This window comes from Lactobacillus delbrueckii subsp. jakobsenii ZN7a-9 = DSM 26046 (genome assembly GCF_001888925.1).
Classification (GTDB): domain Bacteria; phylum Bacillota; class Bacilli; order Lactobacillales; family Lactobacillaceae; genus Lactobacillus; species Lactobacillus delbrueckii.
Window position 1 is genome coordinate 1,333,293 of the sequence record NZ_CP018218.1, and the last position, 17,380, is coordinate 1,350,672.

22 protein-coding genes are annotated in these 17,380 nt (G+C 48.5%); 3 read left to right on the forward strand and 19 right to left on the reverse strand.

The window, feature by feature from the left end; all coding sequences use genetic code 11:
- Positions 1–183 precede the first annotated feature (183 nt).
- Together LJ046_RS06870 and dapF are read left to right on the forward strand one after the other, a co-directional pair.
- Positions 184–1,557 (forward strand): aspartate kinase, encoded by a 1,374-nt coding sequence (locus LJ046_RS06870; RefSeq protein WP_002880324.1) that lies wholly within the window; start codon positions 184–186, stop codon positions 1,555–1,557.
- 1 nt (position 1,558) lies between these two features.
- Entirely contained in the window at positions 1,559–2,545 is a 987-nt protein-coding gene (gene dapF, locus LJ046_RS06875; RefSeq protein WP_002880328.1) for a diaminopimelate epimerase, read from the forward strand.
- Between the two features lie 46 nt (positions 2,546–2,591).
- On the opposite strand, the gene LJ046_RS06880 is transcribed toward dapF, so the two are convergent.
- The 18 genes from LJ046_RS06880 to pcp form a co-directional block, all read right to left on the reverse strand.
- Complete coding sequence (locus LJ046_RS06880) at positions 2,592–3,860, reverse strand: hypothetical protein (protein WP_002880330.1); 1,269 nt, start codon at positions 3,858–3,860, stop codon at positions 2,592–2,594.
- A 58-nt stretch (positions 3,861–3,918) separates the two neighbouring features.
- Complete coding sequence (locus tag LJ046_RS06885) at positions 3,919–4,119, reverse strand: hypothetical protein (RefSeq protein WP_002880333.1); 201 nt, start codon at positions 4,117–4,119, stop codon at positions 3,919–3,921.
- 347 nt (positions 4,120–4,466) lie between these two features.
- A complete protein-coding gene (locus tag LJ046_RS06890) occupies positions 4,467–5,798 on the reverse strand; it encodes a dihydrolipoyl dehydrogenase family protein (RefSeq protein WP_002880338.1) in 1,332 nt (443 codons plus the stop codon).
- 127 nt (positions 5,799–5,925) lie between these two features.
- A complete protein-coding gene (locus LJ046_RS06895) occupies positions 5,926–6,360 on the reverse strand; it encodes a DUF3021 domain-containing protein (RefSeq protein ID WP_002880340.1) in 435 nt (144 codons plus the stop codon).
- A gap of 12 nt (positions 6,361–6,372) precedes the next feature.
- Positions 6,373–6,813, reverse strand: coding sequence for a LytTR family DNA-binding domain-containing protein (locus tag LJ046_RS06900; protein ID WP_035176936.1), 441 nt, complete (start codon positions 6,811–6,813; stop codon positions 6,373–6,375).
- Between the two features lie 144 nt (positions 6,814–6,957).
- Positions 6,958–7,614, reverse strand: coding sequence for a 3'-5' exonuclease (locus LJ046_RS06905; protein WP_002880344.1), 657 nt, complete (start codon positions 7,612–7,614; stop codon positions 6,958–6,960).
- Positions 7,615–7,618: 4 nt separating this feature from the next.
- Positions 7,619–7,936, reverse strand: a complete 318-nt coding sequence (locus LJ046_RS06910) for a hypothetical protein (protein WP_002880347.1) — start codon at positions 7,934–7,936, stop codon at positions 7,619–7,621.
- 8 nt (positions 7,937–7,944) lie between these two features.
- On the reverse strand, positions 7,945–8,718 hold the full coding sequence (locus LJ046_RS06915) for a YdcF family protein (protein WP_002880350.1): 774 nt from the start codon (positions 8,716–8,718) through the stop codon (positions 7,945–7,947).
- A complete protein-coding gene (locus LJ046_RS06920) occupies positions 8,711–9,283 on the reverse strand; it encodes a GNAT family N-acetyltransferase (protein WP_002880352.1) in 573 nt (190 codons plus the stop codon). Before LJ046_RS06920 ends, LJ046_RS06915 begins: the two co-directional genes overlap by 8 nt.
- 128 nt (positions 9,284–9,411) lie before the next feature.
- A complete protein-coding gene (locus LJ046_RS06925) occupies positions 9,412–9,954 on the reverse strand; it encodes a methylase (protein WP_072557726.1) in 543 nt (180 codons plus the stop codon).
- A gap of 20 nt (positions 9,955–9,974) precedes the next feature.
- Positions 9,975–10,124, reverse strand: a complete 150-nt coding sequence (locus LJ046_RS10200) for a hypothetical protein (RefSeq protein WP_002880356.1) — start codon at positions 10,122–10,124, stop codon at positions 9,975–9,977.
- A gap of 67 nt (positions 10,125–10,191) precedes the next feature.
- On the reverse strand, positions 10,192–10,386 hold the full coding sequence (locus tag LJ046_RS06930; RefSeq protein WP_002880363.1) for a hypothetical protein: 195 nt from the start codon (positions 10,384–10,386) through the stop codon (positions 10,192–10,194).
- A gap of 46 nt (positions 10,387–10,432) precedes the next feature.
- Positions 10,433–11,281, reverse strand: a complete 849-nt coding sequence (locus LJ046_RS06935) for an LD-carboxypeptidase (protein ID WP_035176917.1) — start codon at positions 11,279–11,281, stop codon at positions 10,433–10,435.
- Positions 11,282–11,323: 42 nt separating this feature from the next.
- The gene (locus LJ046_RS06940; RefSeq protein WP_002880366.1) at positions 11,324–12,748 is read right to left on the reverse strand and encodes an RsmB/NOP family class I SAM-dependent RNA methyltransferase; all 1,425 of its coding nucleotides are present in this window, start codon (positions 12,746–12,748) and stop codon (positions 11,324–11,326) included.
- Positions 12,741–13,715 (reverse strand): hypothetical protein, encoded by a 975-nt coding sequence (locus tag LJ046_RS06945; RefSeq protein ID WP_002880368.1) that lies wholly within the window; start codon positions 13,713–13,715, stop codon positions 12,741–12,743. The genes LJ046_RS06940 and LJ046_RS06945 overlap by 8 nt, the downstream gene beginning before the upstream one ends.
- A complete protein-coding gene (locus tag LJ046_RS06950) occupies positions 13,715–14,455 on the reverse strand; it encodes a hypothetical protein (protein WP_002880370.1) in 741 nt (246 codons plus the stop codon). The genes LJ046_RS06945 and LJ046_RS06950 overlap by 1 nt, the downstream gene beginning before the upstream one ends.
- Before the next feature lie 110 nt (positions 14,456–14,565).
- Positions 14,566–14,763, reverse strand: coding sequence for a hypothetical protein (locus LJ046_RS06955; RefSeq protein WP_002880372.1), 198 nt, complete (start codon positions 14,761–14,763; stop codon positions 14,566–14,568).
- Between the two features lie 147 nt (positions 14,764–14,910).
- Positions 14,911–15,522, reverse strand: coding sequence for a pyroglutamyl-peptidase I (gene pcp / locus LJ046_RS06960; protein WP_002880374.1), 612 nt, complete (start codon positions 15,520–15,522; stop codon positions 14,911–14,913).
- A gap of 101 nt (positions 15,523–15,623) precedes the next feature.
- Between pcp and LJ046_RS06965 the strand changes: the two genes are divergently transcribed.
- Complete coding sequence (locus LJ046_RS06965) at positions 15,624–16,376, forward strand: PrsW family intramembrane metalloprotease (protein ID WP_002880376.1); 753 nt, start codon at positions 15,624–15,626, stop codon at positions 16,374–16,376.
- 72 nt (positions 16,377–16,448) lie between these two features.
- Here LJ046_RS06965 and LJ046_RS06970 read toward each other — a convergent pair whose 3' ends face one another.
- The gene (locus tag LJ046_RS06970) at positions 16,449–17,360 is read right to left on the reverse strand and encodes a homoserine O-succinyltransferase (protein WP_035176921.1); all 912 of its coding nucleotides are present in this window, start codon (positions 17,358–17,360) and stop codon (positions 16,449–16,451) included.
- Positions 17,361–17,380: the final 20 nt, after the last annotated feature.

Consider the following 17,380-nt stretch of genomic DNA (forward strand, 5'->3'; position numbering starts at 1 on the left):
TTTTCAGCTTTTTATTTGTATATTTTTATTTCAAGCTTCCTCAAGCACTGGTATCACAATGTTTAGAAGTCGATTATCATGAATTTTCAGAATCTTTCTTTGCATTTTCCAGAGAAAAATGGTAAAGTCCATTCTGATTAAACTTAAATTATGATTAAAGACAAACACGAAAGAGAGTAACCCATGAAAGTTGTTAAGTTTGGTGGCAGTTCCCTGGCTAGCGGTCCTGCTGTAGAAAATGCTTTGAAGATTATTACTGCTGAAGCTGAAAGACAAGTTGTCGTTACGTCTGCACCAGGCAAACGCTTTGACGATGACATCAAGGTCACTGACCTTTTGATCAAGTACGCCCATGAAATCAGCCATGGCAGAAACGGGCTTGAAGTTGCTGACCGGATCTTCCAGCGCTACGTTGAAATCGGCGAGTACTTTAACTTGCCGCTCGAAGAAATCTTGCCCTTGAAAGAGATCCTGTTGAATTTGCCAAAGGATCACTATCCAAACAAGAACTATCTGCAGGCGACCTTTAAGGCCCATGGCGAGCGGCTTAACGCCGAGCTGATTGCGAAGATTCTGCAAAGCCAAGGGGTAAAGGCCCGCTATGTTGATCCTAAAGAGGCCGGGATCATCGTTACCGGTAGTCCAAACAATGCCTCTGTCAACCCGGAAAGCTACCAGCTCCTGGAAAACTTTGCCTATGACGCTGACGAAAAGCTGATTTTCCCAGGCTTTTACGGTTATACTCTGGCTGGCCATATCGCTACCTTCTCAAGAGGTGGTTCAGACATTACCGGGGCGATTTTGGCTAGAGGTTTCCACGCTGACTTATATGAAAACTTTACTGATGTCGATGCTATTTTCTCCGCTAACCCGAAGGTTGTTGACCAGCCCCATCCGATCCACACGATGACCTACCGGGAAATGCGGGAATTGTCTTATGCTGGTTTCTCTGTCTTCCACGATGAAGCCTTGATCCCGGCCATTCAAGGGCAGATTCCAATCAATGTGAAGAATACCCAGCACCCGGAAAAGCGCGGGACCATGATCGTACCGGAAAAAGGCTTCAAGCCTGAAACCGTCATTACCGGGATCGCCAGCGGCAAGCACTTTGGTGCCCTCTACCTGCACAAGTACCTGCTCAACAAGGAAGTTGGCTTTACCCTCCGCATCCTGCAAATCTTAAACAAGTACAAACTGTCCTATGAACATATGCCAACCGGGATTGACGACTTGACTTTGATCTTTGACCGGGACACGTTAAACGATGAATTGATCGACCAGATCTGCAATGAAATTCAAAATGAAGTCAGTCCTGACCATTTGGAATGGATCAGCAATTACGCGATTATCATGCTGGTCGGTGAAGGGATGAGGGACCGGATCGGGGTCATCCGGGATATTGCCACGCCTGTAGCCAGAGAGGGTATTTCTCTCCGGATGGTCAACCAAGGGGCTTCCGAAATTTCTATCATGCTGGGCACGGCAGCTAAAGATGCCGACCGGGCGGTAGCCGCGATTTACGACTACTTTTTCAAGCAAGAAGCACAAGGAGAATAAGATGACTAAATTATTGAAAGTCCATGGCTCACAGAATTCCTTCTTCATTCTGGACCAGACTGAACTGGAAAATCCGCTGACTGATAATGAACTGCGGCAATTGACCCAGACACTTACTGATCACAAGACTGGCCTGCTTGGCGGAGCTGACGGCATCCTATCAGTTGAGGAATCAAGCCACCCAGGCGTTTTAGGCAAGATGCGGGTTATCAACGCTGACGGCAGTGAAGCCTCAATGTGCGGCAATGGTCTTAGAACAGTTGCCCGCTACTTGCACGAAAAGACCGGAGAAAGCCAGTTTAAGGTGGAAACCATGTACGCTGACCTAGCCGTACGGCAAGCTGATGACTTTGCAGAAGGAGTGCCGGCTTTCGGGGTAGAAATCTCCCCTGTCCGCTTTAATAAAGAATCTTTGCCTTTTGACAATTTGGGACATAACCGCCTGCTGGACACTCTGGTACCAGAACTGGTTCCAGGCTGGCGTTTTAGTGCTCTGGCCGTGCCTAATCCCCACCTCATCGCCTTTATCAAAGAAGAAGACCTGAAAAGTCCGGTCTTAGGAGAGCTTGGTGCCTACTTGAATGGCGAAAATCCATACTTCTCAGACGGGGTCAACATCAACTACACCGTTATCCGCGGCGATAGCCAGCTTTTTGTCAGAACCTACGAACGGGGCGTTGGCTTTACTAACGCCTGCGGGACAGGGATGTCAGCCAGCTCATTGGCCTTTGCCTTGACTCACCCGGACCTGGGCCACTTTGAAAAAGAGATCTCTGTCTACAATCCTGGTGGTATGGTCAAGACCGTCTTGCACCAAAAGGATCACGGCTACTGGATCGAACTGATCGGCAACGCGACTGAAACCCATACTATTGAAATCCCAGAAGACCAGCTGCACAGCGGCCAGGTTAAGCTGGAGGCGGTGAAGACCAAAGAAACTGGTGAACAAGCTGCATACCTGGCTTTCGTTGACCAGCTAACCAAGTAGCATCCCTCTAATTAAATACTCTATACCAATTACTAAGCATCCCCAATCAAGCATTCACCGCTTGGCCAGGGATGCTTTTTTCTGCATCCCCCTCTAAAAGCAGGCGGAGATACTTCTTGGTAAACTTGCTGGTCGTCAGCTGCAGGCGGGTTTTTAGGTATTCTCTTGCCAAGTCATGCTGGTCGATAAAGGCTTGATAGCCCTGGTCAACGCAAACCAGGGCGGGATGCTGCAGAAGTTCCTGGCTTAATTTGACAACGTTAAAAGCGGAAAGATCAGTCTTATCTGCAGACTCATTAAGTTCCTTCAGCAAGGCAAGATCTGACCCTTCAGCTGCTTCCGCATTCAGAAATTCCTCAGTCAAATCAGTTGGCACCAATTCATGGTAATAGACATGATAGTCAGAATAAAAGCGTTCCTCAGCCGCGATCAGTCCGTCTTTTTGCATCGCCTCAATTACCTGCAGAATCTCCTGGTTTGGCAGAAAGCGAAAATGTCTGTCATAGTCGCTGTGGTTGATGGCGTCATAATCCGGATAAGACAATCCCCGCAGAATCTTCAGACAATTATTTGGCGTAATCCGCGTCTCATTTCTCAAAGCAAGCTGAGCAATTGCCCGGGCTAACAGGTCCCCCCGCAGGCTAGAAGCAGCAACCTTTTCTTTGATCTTTTTCTTGTAATTCGCCTCTTTCTTCTTCGAATTTGCCAAAAACTTGTCATACTCCTCGTCCATCGCCTCTGGCTCTTTTAAGGCAAAAGCATGCTCGTGATCCTTTCTCCCCGTCAAAGTCACTTCCAGTTTGGACTGGTTCTTGAAATGCCAATTGATCGACAGGTCAGCATGATTTTCCTTGATATGGTAAAGCAGCTTTTGCCAGGACTGGCAATTAGCCAAACTTGTCTTAAAGTGCTGAAGCTGCTGGCGCTTGTTGCTTGGTAAGAAAAGTTCCTTTTTATCAGCTGTCAGTTCCAGGTAAGCCTGCTTGTCTCCTGGAAACAGGTAGTCGCTTGCCAGATCCCAATCTTCTTTAGGCAAATGATTCTTCAGCTTGCCAGGCTCCAGGTAGATCCGCTCCTTCTCTCCGTTATCATGGAAAGACTCTTCCTCAAGCTTGGCTTTCATCCACTCCTTAGTCAGCAATTGGTAAGCCAGGCAAACCTTTAAGCTGCTAGGCCGGAGATACTGCTTAGCCAGGGGCTGGGCCAGCACATCCATGCAATATGGCCGGTCAAAGTAGCTCTCGTAATTCTCAAAGAAGTCGCTGACCAGCTGGTCAGTTTCTTTTTCTGTTAAGACTTTGCTTTCTTCTTTCATCTTCATCCTCAATTCTGTAATCCGCACAAAAATTTGATCAAAGAGGCCGTATGGTTACCTAAGCCAGTTCACTGACATATGGGGTATATCTGCCGATGACTGAGCCTCCGGTATTCCATTTGCTTTTAGCTTCAGGATTAAGCCAGTAGCATTTCTTCACCCGTCGGCACAAATCCTTGAAGATCTTTTCCTCGCTTGGCAAATAGACGCCAATGGTTGGCACCTTCCGCAATACTTCTGTAAGTTCGCCATAGGACATCCCTGCCTTTAAGTTGCAAATTCCTCATGGTTTCTGGCGCGGTCGTGATTTCGTCATTAGCCACATAGCCAGCTTTCTCTAAGCCCTACCAATACGTCATATCATTCTCCTTTCTGTCTTCACATTCATCATTCGACCAAATGTTCGAAGCTCAGTTTTGATTAAAGCAGATTTTTCCTAAAGGAAAAAGCCGCTAGTCACCCTTGACAAAGCCTGGTTTGACGGGCTTTTTACAGGCAAAAAGATCTGTAAAAGCAGCTAAAATCCAATCCGTGTGCAAAGAAAAAAGCAAAGGATAAACCTTTGCTCGAATTCCATTTTTTCAAATTTCAACTTGCTGTCAACTTCTAGCGGAAGAGAACGTCCAATTTGTTGGCTAAAGTCGGGAAGGCGAAGCCCAAATTATTCATGGCAAATTCTGCCGGGTCCTTCCTCCCGATCAGCGGGGCGAAGAGATTGATGTCCTCCCCGGCATTGATGCTGATTTCTGAAGCGCCGACCACTTCACCATCCTTGTTGAAGATAACCTTTAATTCCGCCTCTTCATCGCCTTCTCCCAAAGCGGCAAAAGTCGACCCCAGCTTCATTCTTCTAACCGTATCGCCTTCTGCCATTTCACTTTCCCGCTTGCCTACCTGGGCGACTTGCGGGTAAGTAAAGGTGCTGGTAGCTACGGCCGGGTACTTAATTCCTTCAGTAAGGCCATTTTCGACAAAATCATAAATGTGGTAGGAGTCAACCCAGGCAACCGGCGTCAGATTCATCTGCCCGTTGTCAGCGACATCCCCGGCGGCAAAAATACTCGGGACATTGGTCTGCAAGTGCTCATTGACCGCCACGCCCTTGACCGGATCAAACTTGATCCCTAATTTTTCCAAGCCCAGGCCGTTTACATTAGCCCGCCGGCCAGAGGCGTCGATTACCAGATCAGTTTCAAACTTTTGCCCATTTTCCGCAGTTACTTCATAAGCAGCAGAATTTTTGGCGATTGCCTTAACTGGAGTGTTCAGATGAATCACAATGCCGCGCTCTTCCATTATTTCCGTCAATTTCTCGACATATTCCTGGTCAAAAGCCCTCAGCAACTTCTCAGAGTGCTGCAAGACCGTGACTTCACTACCAGCTGCCTGCAAGATTGTGGACAGTTCCAGGGCAACATAGCCGCCCCCAATGACGACCGCTTTTTTCGGCAATTCATCCAAGTCAAAAAACTCATCATTGCTAATGGCATACTCACTACCCGGCACTTCCAAGTGGTGCGGCAGAAGACCTGTCGCGATGATGATATTTATGCCTTCATATTCCTCTCCAGCTGCCGCAACTGTATGCGGACCAGTGATCACCCCGCTGCCAAAGACAGTATCCACCTGGTCGCTTTCGATGCTGGACCGCTCTTCTGCACGAAATTTTGCCCAGATCTCCTTCTTGCGCTTGATCAAAGTCTTCCAGTCCAGCTGGGCGGCTGCTTTTACTCCCTTGCCGGTCAGATAATATGTGTTCAAGACCGGACGGACGGCGCCTTCAAGAAAAATCTTTGGCTGGCAGCCGGTATTCGGGCAGGTTCCGCCCCACAAGTTGTTTTCAATGACCAGGGCAGTCCGGTCAGTTCTTGCTAATTTGAAGAGCAGGTGGTTAGCCGCCGGACCGCTGCCGATGATAATGTAGTCGTATTTTTTCATTGCATTAGCTCACATTTCTATAGATTGAATCTAAAAGATATACAAACAATACTACTTATTTTTTACAAGTTCAACTTTCCTGTTTATATGAAAAAAGACTGGAATTTCTTCCAATCTTGCCTAATTGTTACTTTTTCAGTTGCTTGATCCGGTTGTTCATCTTCCGGGCCAGCTTCTTTTCCTGCTGGTAAAAAATCAGCCAGACGATAAAGGCAACGGCGATTTCACCGGCAATAGTCAAGAAGGCCGGCCAAAAGCCGGCTTTAACCGGGATCCAGCCAGTCCAAAAGCTGACCAGGGTCATGACCAGACAGCCAGTTCCCATGTGGATTAAGACCTGGTAGGCTGGTGCCAGCTTGTCATTTTGATAAACGATGCTGGGCAGGCCAAAACCGAGGCCGACCAAGATGATGCCGGCCAACATCTGAGTATATTCAGCAACCGTCATGATCAAGCTGCCGGCTCCTTTTGCTAAAAGAAACAAGCTGACCAGGCAGGACGAGACGGCGGCGATGCCAATTCCGATTAGGGAACTGACCAGGATATTTTTCTTGGCAGACATTTTACTCCCCTCCTAGAGCCCCAAATACTGCTTAAAAGCGGGCAGGTATTTGCGGGAAATGTAATCAGACAGGCCATGCTCTAAACGAAGAAACATGGTCCCGTTAAAAGATGCTTCAACGCTTTCCAGGCAGGTCAAGTTGACGACGGCTTGTTTGGAAATCTGCATGAAGTCCTGGCCCAGCTGCTGGTAGACCTCATACAGGCGCTTTCTGGAAAAATACTTGCCTTTTCCGGTGTAGATGACCGTATCGCCGCCTTCGACCCGGACAAGGATGACGTCACTAGGCTTGATGATGACCAGACGATCTTCCTGCTGGGCGATTAACGGGCCAGAGCTTGGGCTGCTTTCCAGGAAAGCAACTGCCCGCTCAACCTCTTCAGTCATTTTGTCGGTATAGATCACTGCCAGGGGCAAGTCCTGGTCTTTATTCAGCTCAACTTTAACCTTCATGCTGGCCATCTTCTTTCTCTTTGGCTCTTTTACAATATTATCGTATCGTTTTTTACCGGTCTTGTCCCAGCTTTTCCGGTAAGATGCAAAAATCGCCCCCTAAGATGCAAATAGAGCCTCCAGAAAAATTCTGAAAGCTCTATTTTATTTCTGTAAAAGCAACATTAAGTCCTCATAGCCGATCACTGCCGTCCCTTTTTCAGCAGCTTTTTTACACTTGCTGGTGACATGATCCAGCTCGCCCTTTAGCAAGTAGTCAGTCATGCCGGACACCGAGCCGGTCACCTTGCCGCCGTGGCTTTGAATCAAACTGGTCAGCTCATATCTGGTTGCCTGGCGGAACTGGCCGGTAATCACAAAACTCTGGCCAGCCAGGCGGGAGTCAACCGGCTTGGGGGTAAAATCAATTATTTCCGTGGCTTTCGCTAAATCGCCATCGCGGAGCTTCTGGTAAACGATATTGTTGGTAATACAGTCGCTAATGGCAATGTGGGAGTTGATATTGATCCCGTAATAATCCTTCAGAGTCGACAGTCTGACGTTAGGGATAGGAGCTGCAAAAAGACCCCTCTTTTTGTAACTATTGGCCAAAAGCAAGGTATCCAGTTTCGGATTAGCCACCGGATAGCCGTTATCGGCCAAAACATTGCAGTCAAAACTAAGTATATTGTGGCCAACCAAGGTATCGTCGCCGACAAAGTCCAAGAAGTCTGGCATAACTTCATCAATCAAGGGAGCGGCATCAGTTTGGTAATTGCTGATGCCGGTCAGATGAGAGACGTAATCATTAATTTTCTCCAAGGGGTTAACATAAGTTGAGAACTTCGCTACGGTTTGGTCGTCTCTGATCCTGCAAAATCGTCCTGTATTCCGCCTTGACTACGGCGCTGAAGCTGCCCGTGTTACTTTCAACGCGGAGTAAAAGATATTCCTCCCCAGTATCAAGATCATAGACGTTACCGCTGACCTTACCAGCTGAAGAAATTCTAATTTTTGCGAGGAAATTAGCACTTTTCAAGGGAACTTCAAGATAATAGTCATCACCATTTTTCTTGAAGCCATAGGCGGCCAGCTTATTAAACCTGCACTGTCTTTTAGCAAAAATCTCTTCTTCTACGTCCATTTTTCAACCTAGCTCTTATATGCCGGGTTAGCCTGGCGGACAGAGCCGCCATATTCCTTAAGCAGGCGGAAAAAAGCCCCTTCAACAGAAGCTGGCAGGTCCACATGCGCTATATAGTCCTTCCCAAGCGGCCCATAACCATCTTTGTTGTCCCTTAAGCGCGGGATCTCACCCATGAGCAGGCTGATATAACGATCCATTGGCCACATGCCAGGGATCTTCTTATCATATGCCAGCTGTCCGTCTTTTTCCAAGACATGAACCTGGTAAGACGCGTAATTAATGATGGTCAGCTCTGGCCGGTACTTACGTAATACGGCGCTTAAGCGCAGCTGCATGGTCGCGTCCTGGCAGAGGATGACCGATGACAGGGCAATATTATACCGGTTAAGCAGATCTAACAAGTAAGTGATGTTGTTGCCAGAATTGGTCGACCGGCATTCAAGTAAATCGGCAGTAATCTGGTACTTTCTTTGTACATAGGCGGCAAAAATCTCCGCTTCTGATAAAGAATCAACTTCCAGATCTGGAAAGACGGCTTTTGCCTGGGCCCGCAAGCCATCAGTCGTGTGGCCATGCCCACCGACGATGATGTACTTTTTGGCAATCTCAGCCTTTTTAGCCGCGGCGAAAATATCCCCGCCGGGCAAAATACTGCCGCCAAATAAAACGAAAGCGTCGGCTTGGGGGATGCCATATTTTTCTTCTAAGGCTGCCGGGGTCAAAGCTGGCAAGTCACGGGGGCCTAAGTAGTCATCCAGGATATTGATGTCGTTAATCATTTTTCATCTCCGGAAAAGGAATGATCGCTGGTGCAGGCACGGTATGCTCACCCAGCATCTTTTCCATCCAGACCATGTCATACCAGCGGCCGAATTTATAGCCGCACTGGTGGAAACGGCCGACAAAGTTGTAGCCTAAGTGCTCATGGAAACGAATGCTGTTGTCATCCAGATACGGATCTTCACCAATAGGAGCAGCAATGCAGGCGTTCAAGTTGAGAATTCCCTGCTTCTTTAAGCAGTCTTCCATCGCGTCATATAAAAATCTGCCTACATGCTGGTGACGGACATTAGCATCAACATAGATCGACAACTCCACGCTATGGTCATAAGCTGCCCGCTCCTTAAATGCACTAGCATAGGCATAGCCAACGATTTTTTCATCTTTAAGCGCGACTAGATAGGGATAGATCCGCAGAGTTTTTAAAATCAGGTTTTGAAATTCGCCAATAGGTGGAACTTCATCCTCAAAAGTGATTGCTGTCTTCTCCACATAAGGAGCGTAGATTTCAAGCAATCTTTCCGCATCCCCTACGTTAGCCCTTCTTAACTCTAATTCAGTCAATAGCCTTCTCCATAAAAAACTAGCACCCACTTACTAACAGCCTTATTTTACCATGAAGGAAAAGCTCCGATAGAACAAGAAAATGCATCCCTGGTATGAAAAATCATACTTAGGGATGCATTTTTCGCTTATTCTTTGTTTGTATCAACTAACTCTTCTTTGTAGACGTCAACAATCTGAACAGGCTTATATTGGAGATAAGAATCCTTCGATTTTACCTCATGGGTATCTGGATCGAAATCAGTAAATAAGTCGAGCTGTGAATCTTCAGGAACGACTAAACCATTATCAGTCTGCTCGCCTTCAACAATCGACTCAAAAGTCTGAGTTGTGCGCTTAACCCAAATCCGGCCTTCTTGCTTATATGAAGCCCATTCACTGAACACGATAGGCTGATCATGAACGTTCTTATAAGTCAGAGTGTTGCCTTGAACCATGTTGGCGAAAATTATGGTTTTAGCACTTTTCAAAACCTTAGGTTTGCCATGTTCTGGTTGCCCCTTTGCTTTGAGTCCTCTAAGATAGTTCACCGCAAAGGTTTGATACAAGTTATGCCGCAACATGCGGTAATTATCTTCCATCAGTTCAATACCGTAAAGAGATGAAAGTCCCAGCAAAATTCTGTCTTCATAATTATCAACTGAAGTACTGCCTTCAAGAGCTACTTGCATCTTACGTGTAAGTATTTCGGTTAAAAAAGCTCCCTCACCAGCTGAACCTCTGGCAGTCCAATACCTTCAACCAGTTCCGTATTGGCAATTTTCCAAACTACATCTGGCAAGAGCCTTTTTACTCCGTCAACGGCCAGATCCCGGTCAACCAGTCTGTATTCGTATTCCATAATCTTCTCCGCTTCAAAACAAAAAGGCGGTCTAGCATTAATCCAGTCCGCGCTTATTTTCCGCCCGTCATACCCCAAAACGATGGTTGTGTTTCAACCAGTCCTTTACCAGTTCCTTAGCTACAGCATAAATGCCGATCAAAAGAACGGTCGCGATCAACAATGCAAACATTTCCTCTGGATAGATAGAAACGACAATTGCAAATACAACGAATGCTACAAAGCATACCAACAAGTCAATAATTTTCTCGCTAAGCATCATAATCACCCGATTTCTACGGGGCTTAGCGGGCGGTTTTATGCTTATATTATACGCCAACTTTCTTGAAAGCGCACTCTTGACCCAGCCTTATTGCCTTAGCATCCGGCCGGTGGCCAATAAATTCCGTCTTGGCGATTGGGACATGTGCTGGCAGCAGGTCCAGGAGAATCTCTGCTGGCAACTGGCTTTCCTTTAACTTGTCCAGCTCACTGAATGTCCCCAGTAAAACGCCGCTGATCTGGTTAAAAATCCCGGTCTCCCAGCATTGCTCAAGTAAACTAGCTACCAGCTCCGGCTGGCCCCGGTAGGCCTCCAGCAGCAAGATGCTGCCAGTAAAATCGGGCCAGTAAGGCGTCCCAGCCAGTTTCAGTAGGCAGCGGAGGTTGCCCCCGTAAACTGGCCCTGCCATTTTACTTCCCCGGACAAAAGTAACTTCTAGCTCATCGAGCTCTTTTGCTGCTTCTTTACCTGCCAACAGGCGGTCAAAATAGCCGCTCTTCAGCAAATCCTTGTTGACCAGGCAGTTGCGCAGCTGGAAGTTGACCGCCTGGTTGTCGTTTTTGGCCAGGGCCGTCAAGATCGTGGTCAAATCGCTGTAGCCGTAAAAGACCGCCTGGCTGTCCTTGATCTGATCCAGATCCAAGTGCCCTAAAACCGTATTGGCCAAGTCCCCGCCAGAAATGTCAAAAATATGCCCCATCTCTGGATCCAGGAAGAAACTTTCCAGTTCCCTGGCCCGCTTTTCTCCCCGGCCGATTAATGTATCATCGGTCAAAAATTGACTGACCACGACTTCCAGTCCCCGGTCTTCCAAGATCTTTACCAGCTGGTCAACAACTGGCCGATATGCTGCTTTTAAAGGATTTGAACACCCAACCAGGGCTGCCTTCATCATGCTGTCTCCTTTTCGCATAAAAAATTATATAAAGCTAATCTGCTATTGCCGCAAACCCTTAGGATAGTAATTCTTCAGCTGTCCCTTGCCAGAGAGTTTCCCAAAGCTGAAAATCATCCCCCGGCAGGAAACCAAGACGAAGCCCTTCAAGCTGGAGTCAACTTGCAGGCTTTCCCCATGCAGGTAGTGGTCATACTCGTCTTCAGTCAGGTCAACCACTCTTTCCTGGTCAACTTGACCTAAAACTTCCGCCAGCTGGTGGCTTGGCTCAAAGCGCTTCTTCTTCAAAATCCCCAGTTCCAGACCGTTGTTAAGGACCTTGATCCCTTTCAATTGTTCAGGTTCAAGGGCCGGGACAAAGACATGATCCTGGCTCTTCAGCATCTGGCTTGGCCAGGAAGCCAGACTTTCCGGCCAGTTAAAGCCGGCTATAGCTTCACTGATATAGCCGTACTCTTCCTTGCTTGGCCGCTCCTGGCTGCTTCTATTCCCTTTATTCTTGCCTTTGACCTTTTTCTTCTTGTCCTCGTTTTTTCTGACCGGAGAAAAAACTTCTCCTGCTTCAGCTGCAAAGCTTTCTTCGCCAGCTGCCTTTTGCAGGCTGGCGACAAACTGCCCTTCACCAACACCGTCCTGTGGCCAAAAACGGGCACAGTTTGCTAAACTAGCATCCCCGTTGCCCCATTCCGGCCGGCCAGGCGCGGCTTTCTCTGCCGCAATTGGCAAAAGCTTAAAGCCATATTCATCCAGCAGCCAGCTGACGATCTCCTCGTCTTCTTCTGGTGAAAAGGTGCAGGTCGAATAGAGCAAATACCCTCCCGGCTTCAGCATCTTAACCGCTTCAGTCAAAATTTCCCTTTGCCGGTCTGCGCAGAGGTCAACATTCTCCTGGCTCCAGTACTTGATGGCGTCCTCGCTCTTTCTGAACATCCCTTCCCCGCTACATGGCGCGTCCACTAAGATCGCGTCAAAAAATCCCGGGAAACGGGCGCTCAAGGCAAAAGAGTCGCAGTTCGTAACGACAGCGTTTGCTACGCCCCACCGCTCCAGGTTTTCCCGCAAAATTTTGGCCCGGGACGGCGAAATTTCATTGGCTACCAATAAGCCCTCACCTTGCAGCTTCTGGGCTAAAGCCGTGCTTTTCCCGCCGGGAGCCGCGCATAAGTCCAAAACCTTGTCACCTGGCTTAACTGGAATTGCCTGGGCCGGGAACATGGCTGCCGGGTCTTGCGAGTAAACCATGCCAGCTGTCCATTCCGGGTCCTTGCCGGAGACTTCACCGTAATAAGCGTTAGGGATGCCGGGCACCACCTCTTCTTGCGGGTATGCCACTGCTCCCTTTTTCAAACTATTGATCCGGTAGGCCTTCTTGCTTGGCTCAGCCAATGACTCAAGCAGCTTGCCGGCTTCTTCCTGGCCAAGCAGACCCGTAAATTTCTCCTTAAACTGGTCTGGGATCTCAATCATCCGCCTGTTTCCCCTTTCTGTACATATAAACCATCATTCCAACATATACTGCCAGTTCAACCACGACTGTCCCGAGCAAAAGCAGGCCTAAAATGCTCTGGTTGCTGTAGTAGGCCTTCCACACCAAGAGGAAGTAGGAGGTAAAAGCTTCCAGGACCATAAAGACGATAAAACGCCCGCTCCGGTTCAAGAGGAGGTTGGGCAACAGGTCTCCCTTAACATGGCTCAAATCAGTTTCTTTCCAAGTCAGCCAGGCAATAAGACCCATCAAAAGGACCCCCACGCCCAGCAAAAAGAGGATCAAGAGGGCTTCTGGCATGAGAAGTGTCAATCTTCTTTGCCGGCCCCGCTTGACGAAGTCCGGCCAATAGGTCTCACTCTTTAAGTGGCTGGCGATCTTGCCGATCGTCTGGCTGCTGGCGTCCACGTACAAGGTAAAGTGGTTTATCCGGCTTTGCCCGGTTTCCTGCTTAACCCCCGTCGTCAAGTAGTAGGCCTTGCTGGACTGGTATGGCACAGCTTTAAGGCTGCCGACAACTGAATAGTACTGGCCGTTGACGATCAAGTAAGTATTGCCCTGGGTCTTGATCTGGGAAGCCGCTGAAGATGGGGAGACCGCCGCGATGGTGACCTGCCCTTTAAAGTCATCTTCACTGAAAAAGCGGCCACTGGAAACAGGGAAGTAGTTGAGGTCCCGGTTTTGTGACCAGATCAAGACCTGGTTCTTGTCCTCCTTGCTCTTGAACTGCATCTGGATGCTTTCCTTAGGGAATTCTTTCTTGATCCACTTAAGGAAGGAGGCAATTGTCATGGTCTTCTTCGGCTTGACGATCCGGGCCTCCATGCTCATCCCCTGCGCCTGCAGAATTTGGTCAGCCAGCTGGGACTGCATGTTGGAGTAGACGATGCCAATCATGATGAAGAGGAAAAAGGTGGACAAAATAACAAACAGTTTGTACCTTTTCATCAGCTCACCTCAATAAACTTTTCCTTGATAAAGTCGTAGGACTTAAAGCTGCGGTTAATCTTTCTCAGTTCGCTTGATTTGGCGAAATGCTTTCTGGTCCAGAATTCCGGGGAATTGGTCACCCCTTTTTCCCCGATGAAAAAGAGGCGCGCAGCTGGAGCGTAGTGCTGCTTGGCAGCGATCAGTTCCAAATCCGCCTGGCCGAAATTCGGCGCCCAGGAGCAGAGAATCATGTCGCAGGTCGCGTACTTCATGACTGCCTGGTCAGCTGGCAGGTTTTCAACTGGGTAAAAAGGCTTCTTCCCGGTCTTTGAGCTCCTGGACCATTCTAAAGAATCCGTGGCCCAGACTTGAATTCCGGCCTCGCTCAAGGCCTTAGACCAGTAGGCGTTGCCAGCCATAACTTCAAGGGCTGTCTCAATCCCTAATTCGTTTTTAAAAAGCTGGGCCGTCTCCATGTTTGGCAGTGACCAGATCCCATATTCCAGGGACAGGTACTGGCGGACATTGTTCAGCAGGTTGTTTAAAGCCCGCAGGTCCTTGATCTGGCAGTCAGGCAGCTCCCAGGTCAGCTCGGCAAAACGGTCATCACTGATGCCTAAGCGGTCTGGCGCGAACAGCAGCATCCGCTGGCTAGATACGCACTCATCGATCATTTTGATCTCTTGCACTTGCCGGCCCAGTTCCGGATCAGCAAATTCCTTGGCTAAGGCTGAAATTTTTTCAATAAATTGTGTCATATGCATTCCTCACCAGTTGATTTTATCATTTACCAACCTTTTGAGGTAGCCTGGACGATTGCAAAAAAATGACCTGGCTAAGAAAGCCAGGTCTAAACTATTCAATTAAATTACAGATCTGCCGCCAGGTCGGCCATTTCTTCGTCGACCCCGTTGGCCAGCAACATGTCACGCGTCTCCAGCTTAGCTGCATTTTTCTTTTGCACCGGCTTTGGAGCTGCAAGACCAGTTGCCTGCTCGGTCATCTTGTTGCTGACGCCATTGGCAATCATGGTGTCCATCAACATGGTTTCTTCCGTGCTTCTCATTTTAACCAGCCTTCTTTCTGTAAAGCGCTTTTTTACTTAAGATTATTATAGCACCATTTTAAGCGTGAAAGCTGATTTTATGCCGATGACAGCGATTTCCTTATTTTCCAAACTTTTGCCGTTATTTTCCCAAAAATTTAACTCTTCCTAGTACCCGCCCGGCAAAAATGCAGCAATTGCCGCGGCTAAGCCGGTCACGATTGTTTCCAAAGCCATTGATGGCTGATTTGGCCGATTGACCACCTGCTCTGGCAAAAAAGGGATATGAATGAAGCCCGCCTGCATCCCCGGATGTTCTTTTCTCAAGCTCTGCGCGTAATACATGACATGGTTGCAGACAAAGCAGCCGGCCGTGGTCGACACTTCAGCCGGGATGCCCGCCGCTTTAACAGCTTTGACCATTTCCTTAACCGGCAGCTGGGTAAAGTAAGCCGCTGGGCCCTCCGGATCAATCGCCTGTCCTTCCCGCTTTTCCCCGTCATTGTCCGCGACCGGGCAATCATCATAGTTGATGGCGACTAGTTCTGGAGTCAAACAGGCCCGGCCACCGGCCTGGCCCATGCTTAAGACAAAGTCTGGCTCTTCTCTTTTAACAGCTGCTTGCAGCTTTTTCCCACTTTTCTGGTAGCTGGTCGGCAGCTTCAGCTTGATAATCTCACAGCCAGCGATTTCCTCTGGCAGCAATTTCACTGCTTCAATGGCTGGATTGATTTTTTCATGGTTGAAGGGGTTAAAACCTGTCACTAATATTTTGGTCATTATTGTTCCTTTCTTGAAAAAAAGCCCCGCTTGCGAGTAAACTAGATTCATATCCAAAGAATAGATAGATTTATATCCAAAGAATAGAAAGTGGGTCCAACATGTTTTTCTTCTTCCTAGAACCAGTTTTATTCTACAACTGGCTCCTTATCCTGGCCGCGGTTACCCCCGCCATCTTCCTAATGATCAAGGTTTACCAATCTGACCGGCTGGAGCCGGAAAGCCCCTACCTTTTGTGGAAAATGGTGACCGGGGGGATCTGGTCAGCGGTGGTTGCCGGCATCCTTGAATGGATCGCCAATGGCGTTTTAACTTCTTATGTCTCGCAAAAAGATCCAATCTACAACGTCATCATGTACTTCGTGATCGTTGCCTACGCTGAAGAAGGAGCCAAGTACTTCTTCTTAAAGCGCCGGTCCTGGTTCAGCCGGGAATTTAACTGCCAGTATGACGGGGTTGTCTACGCTGTCTTCGTGGCCCTAGGCTTTGCCCTCTGGGAAAATATCTCCTACGTCATGATCTACGGCTTCTCTACCGCCTTAGTCCGGGCTGTAACGGCCGTTCCCGGCCACGCCTGCTTCGGCGTCTTCATGGGGATCTTCTATGGCTTGGCCCGCGGCTACGCCTACCTGGGCAAAAACATCCGGTCCAAGTTCTTCCGCGTTTTGGCTATCGTCGTGCCAGCCGCCCTGCACGGCAGCTACGACTACGTGGCTTCCCTTAATTCCGCCGAAGGGCAGTGGATCTTCCTGGCCTTCATCGCCGTCCTTTTCTTCATCTCCTTCTATCTGGTGAACAAGATGTCCAAAAACGACAAGTACTTCCAAATCGACCGGCGGAATTACCGCTTCTAGACTTTATTCACAAGTAAGAAATCTGTCCCTGCCTCCCTGGTAGGGGCAGATTTCTTTTTGTCCAAATTCTTTTTAGTCCAGTTCTGCCAGGTCGTATGGCGTTTCCTGGTAAACGGCGTAGTTGATCCAGTTGCTGAAGAAGGTTGAGGCGGCCAGACTCCATGTCAGGCGGGGCTTTTTCTCCGGATCGTCATCCGGGAAGTAGTTAATCGGCAAAAGCGGATTGATACCGGCATTAAGGTCTCTATGGTATTCCTCAGACAAGGTGTCTCTGGAGTATTCCAAATGGCCAAAGCTGTAGATCTGCCGCAAGTCGTCACTAGCCGCGATTGCAACCCCGACTTCCGGCCCCTCCGCCAAAATCTGCAGACTGCACTTCTTTAATTGGTCTGGGTAAATCGTGGTATAGCGGGAGTGCGGACAGCGGTAGGAGTCGTCAAAGCCGCGAAGAAGGGGGCTGGTCCCCACTACTTCCTGCTCATAAATGCCGGACAGCTTCTTTTCCAGAGGCTGCTTGTCGATCCCAAAGTGATAGTAAAGCCCGGCTTGCGCTCCCCAGCAAAGGTGGAGGCTGGAGTAGACATGGGTCTTGGACCATTCCATCAGCTGGCAGAGCTCGCTCCAGTAGTCGACCTCCTGGAAAGGCAGCTGTTCAACCGGGGCGCCAGTAATAATCATCCCATCATAGCGCTTGTCCTTGATGTCGGCAAAGGTCCGGTAGTAGTTTTCCAGGTATTCGTTGGAAGTATTTTTAGACTTATGACTGGCCATGTAGAGGAATTCCACTTCCAGCTGCAAGGGCGTGTTGGCCAGGTGACGGAGCAATTGCACTTCCGTGTTGGACTTCTTAGGCATCAGGTTCACCACCAGAATCTTTAAAGGCCGGATGTTCTGGGTCCGGGCTCTTTGCGAGTCCATGACAAAAATATTCTCCTGCCTTAACACATCAATGGCGGCTAACTGTTTATCTAAAGTAATTGGCATAGTGCACTCTCCTGTCTGAA